This is a genomic window from Nonomuraea sp. NPDC049784 (genome assembly GCF_040659615.1).
GTDB lineage: Bacteria > Actinomycetota > Actinomycetes > Streptosporangiales > Streptosporangiaceae > Nonomuraea.
Map to the genome: position 1 here is coordinate 1 of NZ_JBFAMX010000546.1, position 6,909 is coordinate 6,909.

Sequence of the window (6,909 nt, forward strand, 5' to 3'; positions counted from 1 at the left end):
GTCGACGCGCGGGTGGTGGTGCTGGACGAGGACGAGACCGTCGCCGCGCTCCGCGCCCAGCCCGGCACCGCGCCCCGTGTGGCCACGCACGGCGGGCAACTCGCCTACATGATCTACACCTCCGGCTCCACCGGGCGGCCCAAGGGCGTGTCGGTGACGCACGCCGGCCTGGCCAACTTCCTGGCCACCATGGCGGAGCGCCCGGGACTGGACCCCGACGACGTGCTGCTGGCGGTGACGACCCCAGGATTCGACATCGCGGGGCTGGAGCTATTCCTGCCGCTGACCCGGGGAGCCCGGGTCGTGGTCGCCACGCAGGACACGACCAGGTCGCCGCGTGCGCTCGCCGCCGAGATCGAGCGGTGCGGCGTAACCGTCATGCAGGCGACGCCCGCCACGTGGCAGATGCTCCTCGACGACGGCTGGGCCGGTTCGCCCCGCCTGCGGGTCCTGTGCGGGGGCGAGGCGTTGCCCACTGCTCTCGCCGACCGGCTCCTGGCCCGCACGGCCGGCCTGTGGAACCTCTACGGGCCGACGGAGACGACGATCTGGTCCTCTGTCCAGGAGCTCGCCGAGGGGACGGCCGTGTCCATCGGCCGCCCGGTCGCCAACACCCGCATGTACGTCTTGGACCAGCACATGGCCCTCGCCCCGGCCGGCGTCCCCGGGGAGCTGTTCATCGGCGGCGCCGGCGTGGCCAGGGGCTATCACGACCGTCCCGGACTGACAGCCGAGCGTTTCGTCGCCGACCCCTTCGGCCTGCCCGGCGCACGGCTCTACCGCACCGGCGACCGCGTCAGGTGGCGCGCCGACGGAGAACTGGAATACCTCGGCCGCCTCGACCACCAGGTCAAGATCCGTGGGTTCCGCATCGAGCCGGGCGAGGTCGAGGGGGCCCTGCGCGCCCACCCGGAGGTGTCGGCCGCCATCGTGGTGGCCCGGCAGGACGACGGCGATCGCAGGCTGGTGGCCTACGTCGTGCCCGCTGACCTCCGCGCGGGGACGCCGCCCGCGGGGGAGCTGCGCGCGTTCTTACGCAGGACGCTGCCCGACCATCTGGTGCCCACGGTCTTCGCGGAGCTGGCGGCCATCCCGCTGATGCCGAACGGCAAGATCGACCGTGCGGCGCTGCCCGCGCCGGAGAGCGGACCCCACGGCGAGCCGGGCGAGTTCACCGCTCCCAGGACGGCCACGGAGGAGGTCTTGGCCGGAGTCTGGGCCCAGGTGCTCGGCCTCGACCGGATCGCGGCCGACGACAACTTCTTCGAGCTGGGCGGCCACTCGCTCGCCGCCATCCAGGTCATCTCCCGGCTCCGCGCCGCGTTCCACATCGAACTCGCACTCGCCGAGCTGTTCGATCACCCGACCGTGCGGAAGCTGGCAGGCGTCGTGGACGCGGCCGCCCACGGCGAGCTCGAGCCGATCGTGCCGGTCACCCGGCAGGGCCCACTGCCCCTGTCGTTCGGCCAGCAGCGGCTGTGGTTCCTCGATCAGCTCGAGCCGGGCTCGTCGGAGTTCAACACGCCGCTCGCGCTGCGTCTGGCCGGGGCGCTCGATGTGGCGGCGCTGAGTGCCGCGCTGGATGCGATCGTCGAGCGGCACGAGGTGCTGCGTACCCGCCTGGTTGCCGTGGACGGCGTCCCGCATCAGGTGATCGACCCACCGTCCGGGTTCGGGCTCGCCCTCACGGACCTGTCGGGGGAGACGGAGCCCACCCCGGCCGGTTGAACGACGCGAAGGTGAAGGCGACCGCCGAGCGGGTCGCGGCCTGCTGCGCGGCGGCGGGCTGGGGCTATGAGCTGGTCGGTGAGCCGCCCGGGCGGCAGCGCACAATCAACGTGCTGGCGTTGGCGGGCTATCGCCGCGAGATGGTGGGAGTTAGCGACTACCGCGCGCAGTTCCTGTCTCTGGCCGGCGAGCCGGTGCCGCTGGGACAATTGGTCAGCTTCACCGCCGAACCGCTGGTGGCCCGCGCGGTCGTGCTGCATCTGTGCTGGACCGGCGAACTGGCGGTGGACCTGACCCGCCCGCTGGAGGACACCAGCTTGGTTCGGGCAGCGGTGAACAGTGATGCTGGGGCACGGCAGTGAGCGAAGGCGTCGAGGCGGTTGGTCGGCGACTGGTGATGGGCACGTGGGTGTGGTTCAACGACGAACGCCACCAGGTGGTCGGTCATGGTGGCGGCGAGGTTCACCTACGGTCGGCCACCGGGGAGTGGACAACCATCTACATCGCGGCCCTGGTGGCGTCGCCTGGTTTTCAGCTGGTGAGCGAAAGTACCGTCGAGCTGCTCTCGCCCGACGTCGATACCGGGGCGCTGCTGGACGCTCTGTCTGACGACAAGGCGGCAGCGGTGCGGGACCTTGAAGCGCATCTGAACGAGATGTGGAAGGGCTACCGAAGCGGCAAGTCGGAACGGGCGGAACCGGGGGAGCCACGCCCGCCTTACGATCCGGTCCTGGTGCCGAACTTGAGTGATCGTTTAGAGGCCAAGGCGGCTGAGCTGGGAGTGAGTTCGGCCACGATGTGGCGCAAACTGCGACGTTATCGCGCCGCGCAGCGCGAAGGGCTGGTCGACGGGCGCGGCCCCGAGGTTCGCAATCCGCTGGCCCGCGCCGATCGGCGGGTGCTGGATGCGATCCTCGCTCAACATCGGGTCGGGGAACGGGAGGACTCCACCGGCGGCCTGAACCGGTTCTATCGGCGGCTGCAGGATCGGCTGGATCACGAGCACGGGCCGGGCGTGGTGAAGCTGCCCTCGAGTTCGACCATCGCCCGCTATGTCGAGGTGCTGCTGCCGGGCCAGTACACCTTCGGCCGGGCGCCGTCGCGGCGCAGCGCGGCGGCGCGGCCGCAGCGTTCCTACCGGCCGGATGAGGCGGTGCGGCCGGGGCAGGTGGTGATGGTCGACGCCACCCCGCTGGACGTGATCGCCTACGACCCGATCGGCGACGTCACCCACAAGGTGCACCTGGTGCTGGCGATCGATGTCGCGACCCGGACGCTGCTGGCCTGGCGGATGACGGTGGGCGACACCCGGGCGGTCGACGTGGTGATGCTGCTCAACGACGCGGTCACCCCGGAGCCGATGCGGCCCGGCTGGAAGCAGGCGCTGGCCTACCGGATGCTGCGCCTGCCCATCACCCGCGAAGTCGATCTGGAGGAGCGGCTGGAGCTGGCCGCGGCCCGGCCGGTGATCTGGCCGGAGACGATCCTGGTCGACCACGCCAAGGTCAACCTGTCCGACGCGCTGCGCGAGGCCTGCCTGGATCTGGGCATCAACCTGGGCTTGGCCCGCAAGGCCAACCCCACCGACAAAGCCAATATCGAACGCGCCTTCGGCACGATCCGTGAAGATTTCGCCGAGCATGTCGCCGGCTACAAGGGTTCCGACACCTCCAGCCGGGGCCGGCTGGTGGACCACGCCGCCCGCTGGAGCCTGGAAGACTTGGAGGAGTTCTTCGCCGAGTACGTGGTGGCCATCTTTACCGACCGCCACGAGACGTGTCCGTGTCGTTCTCCTGAGTCTGCGAGATCGGCGTCCTAGACTCCTTTACCGACCTGGTCCGGGGCGTCGCCGATGTCCTGGCGGTCGGCACGGGGGGATGGATGACGCGGCGAGTGGTCGTGGGGGACCTGCGGGTCCAGCGGCTCGACCGGAGGGGCGGGCGGCGGTCGTGGACGATCGTGTGGCCCGAGGGCACAGTTCACGAAGAGGCGGACCGGTTCCTGCGGGTCTATGACGGGTCCGGCACGCAGCGGACCTACGCGTACTACCTCGTGGACCACCTGCGGTGGCTGGAGCGGGAGTGCCTGGCCTTCGGCGACGTCCAGATGCGGGACCTGGAGCGGTACATGGGAATCGTCGGCGCCGACGTACACATGCCGCTGGGCGAGCCGTGGCGGGACGGAATGCGCCCTTATGGCCGGGCGGCACTGACGGTGGCGGCGGCTTGCCTGAAGGGGTTCTACCTGCACCAGGCGTCCCTGGGGATCAACGCTGGGCTCGGGGAGAAGCTCGACCGGACGAGGCTGCCGACCCGGGCGGACCGGCGGCGGGCGCTGCTGGGCCACGTGAAGTCGTCGATGCCGTCGAACCCGCTCGCGCCGAAGGGCCCGCACCGCCGGCACCCGAAGATGCTCCCCGATGGCGCCCGTGACGACCTGCTCGCGGTAGTGAGCTCGGCCAGGGACCGCCTCGTCGTGACCTGGCTGGCTGACGGGGGCCTTCGGGTCGGCGAGCTCTGCGGGCTGCACCTCGTGGACCTGCACCTGCGGGAGGACGCTGCCTGCGGGGAGTGCCGGTCGCCGCACCTTCACGTGTGCCACCGGCCTGGGAACCCGAACGGGGCCGAGGCCAAGACCAAGCACCCCTGGCTGACCAGCCACGGCACCGTGACCGGCGGGCTGGTCAAGCGGGTCAGCCCTGCGATGGTGCACGCCTACTTCGAGTACATGACCACCGAGTATCCCTGCGGCACCGGGCACGGGATGCTGCTGGTCCAACTGCACGGGCCGGACGCGGGGCAGCCGTGGGCGCCGGTCGCGGCCCGCCGGATGCTGGCCCGGGCCGGGAAGCGGGCCGGGCTTGGGGCCATAAAGCCCCATGCGTTCAGGCATACGTTCGCCTCGGCGGTCCTGGACAAGGCCGGCGGGAACCTGCTGATTGCCCGTGACGCGGGCGGGTGGGCGTCGGCCGCGACGGTCGATGAGGTCTACGGGCACGTCGATGTCCACGACCCTGAGTTCGACGCCGCCCTGCGCAAGGTCTGGGGTGAGGAGAGGTGACCCTCGCGCTGCTGCCGCAGCCCGATGCCCGCGAGGGCCGGGACCGGCTGGAGATCCTGTCCACGCTGATCAGCGCGCCGTCATTCGACCCGCTGTTCCGGCCCGACATCATCAAGATCCCTGCCGGTCACCCCGTCTATCGGTGGAACTGCCTGGCAGGGTGCGAGCGGACCGTAATGGGGCACGGCGACCTCTGCAGCACCCACCAGGCGCTCTGGAGCAGGCACCGAGACGAGGGCGGGACGCGGGCCGACTTCCTGAAGACGGCCCGGAACCTCGGGCCAGGCGACGGGATCGAGGAGCAGCCGTGCCGGATCTGCCCGGACCGGCCGGCCTCCCATCTGACGCTTCGGCTGTGTCACCATCACCAGTGGCGCTGGTATAACTACCGGCCCCGGCACGGCAACGCCCCCGATTTCGACCGGTGGCTGGCCAGGCAGGTGCCGTCCCCCGGCCACGGGAGCTGCCTCGTCCACGTCTGCCCGGACAAGGCGTTCTCGCCGCTGGGGCTGTGCTCGCGGCACGATGCCCGCTACGAGCGCGAGGGCCGCCCGGGCGGCGCTGCCCTGCCCATCCAGTGGGGCAACCGCTTCGAGCGCACCGGCCGGCCCGTCCCCGTCGAGTACGCCAGCGAGCCGGCCTTTCGCCGGTGGTGCGCCGCGACTGCGGTGGTGCTGCGCCCTGACCAGGTCAACCTCCGGGGCCTGCACCCGCTGCTGCGGGCCGAGATCCAGTGGGGCATGTGCTGGCACACCCGGCGCCAGCACTGGAAGTGGGAGCTTGCCCCGATCCAGCGGTTGGCCGACTACGGCCGCGCCCGCGGCCTGCGATCCCTCACCGATCTGGACACCGATGATCCTGGCCTGCGCAAGGCGGCCGGCCGGGAGGCTCCCCGCATCGCCGCCTCCATCGCCGACGGCCTGCACCCCCTCTACACCACGCCCGAGGAGACCCGCGAGGCCGGCTACATCCTCACTGGGCACTTCGGTCGCAAGCTCAATAACCGTCCCGGCCGCATTGACCTGTCCGGCGTCTCCCAGCGGTGGCTGCGGGACCTGGCCTGGGATAACTTCGCCGGCGTCCTGCGCTCCCCGTCCTGCCCCCGATCCAGGAGCACCTTCGACCACACCCGCCGGGCCGCGCTGGAGCTGAGCGCCTTCCTGGAGGTCTGCGCCCCCGGCGGAGGCCACGACCCCCGGGTGCTCACCGCCGAGCACATGCACAAGTTCGTCGCCGACCAGCGGCAGCGTGAACTCGACGGCATGGTCTCGCTGGGGGCCAGGGGCGTCCATGGGAAGCCGTCGATCGTGACCGCCAACACCCGGCAGGCCGTCTTCACCCGCACCCGGCTGCTCCTGCGCGGGGCACTGGAGTCCGGCGAGGCCGAAAGGCTCGGCCTGGACCGCGGCTTCGTCACCGCGATGCCCGCCGCCGGCAGGGTAGTCCAGCGGTCCCGGCCTCCGTTCCCGGACGGCGTCGCCCGGGCGCTGGCCGACGAGGCCAACCTGCAGGCCCTTGCGCGGGATCACGACCCGCTCGACCGCGGGCTGCGGGACGCGTGGGAGACGATCATCGTCACCGGCCGCCGCTGCGGCGAGGTTCTTCAGGTCCGCCTGGACTGCCTGGGCCGCTACGGCGGGGTCCCCATGCTCTGGCACGACCAGACCAAGGTCGGCAACTACGACGAGGCGGTTCGTATCCCCGAGCGGACGCACCAGATGCTCCAGGCTCGCCAGCGCAAGACCCTTGAGGTGTTCCAGGAGCGGAACAACCGGCTGCCCACGCCCGAGGAGCGCGTCACCATGGCGCTGTTCCCGACGATCTTCCGCAACCGCGACTGCCAGGTCGCCCTGTCCTACAAGTGGTTCCACAAGGGCTTCAAGAACTGGATCGACGGCCTCGACATCGGCCGATGGGTGCCCCACCAGGCCCGTCACTCCCTGGCCACCAGCCTCCTGCGCGCCGGGGCGACCCTCACCCACATCCGCCGGTTCCTCGGCCATGTCTCCGAGAAGATGGCCGAGCGCTACGTCAACCCTCAGGAATTGCATCAGACGGGCGAAGGTCCGCAGGTCGCGAGGTCGTCGCGGCGTTCGGCGGGGCTTCCGGAGGCGTTGGTCT

5 protein-coding genes are annotated in these 6,909 nt (G+C 71.1%); all 5 read left to right on the top strand.

Features of this window, described 5'->3' with window-relative positions; all coding sequences use genetic code 11:
• Window positions 1-1,728 (top strand): amino acid adenylation domain-containing protein (locus AB0J09_RS51290; protein WP_360708862.1); only part of this gene is annotated, 1,728 nt, incomplete at its 5' end.
• Window positions 1,725-2,090: a hypothetical protein gene (locus AB0J09_RS51295; RefSeq protein ID WP_360708865.1), complete on the top strand. Its 366-nt coding sequence runs from the start codon at window positions 1,725-1,727 to the stop codon at window positions 2,088-2,090. The genes AB0J09_RS51290 and AB0J09_RS51295, both read left to right, overlap by 4 nt.
• Window positions 2,087-3,547, top strand: a complete 1,461-nt coding sequence (locus AB0J09_RS51300) for a hypothetical protein (RefSeq protein ID WP_360708868.1) — start codon at window positions 2,087-2,089, stop codon at window positions 3,545-3,547. Before AB0J09_RS51295 ends, AB0J09_RS51300 begins: the two co-directional genes overlap by 4 nt.
• Before the next feature lie 62 nt (window positions 3,548-3,609).
• Window positions 3,610-4,788 (top strand): tyrosine-type recombinase/integrase, encoded by a 1,179-nt coding sequence (locus AB0J09_RS51305; protein WP_360708870.1) that lies wholly within the window; start codon window positions 3,610-3,612, stop codon window positions 4,786-4,788.
• A partial coding sequence (locus tag AB0J09_RS51310; protein ID WP_360708873.1) for a site-specific integrase occupies window positions 4,785-6,909 on the top strand: 2,125 nt, incomplete at its 3' end. The genes AB0J09_RS51305 and AB0J09_RS51310, both read left to right, overlap by 4 nt.

Excerpts from the sequence above, each read along its gene's own strand:
- AB0J09_RS51305 (WP_360708870.1), top strand. The coding sequence starts at position 3,610 with ATGACGCGGCGAGTGGTCGTGGGGGACCTGCGGGTCCAGCGGCTCGAC.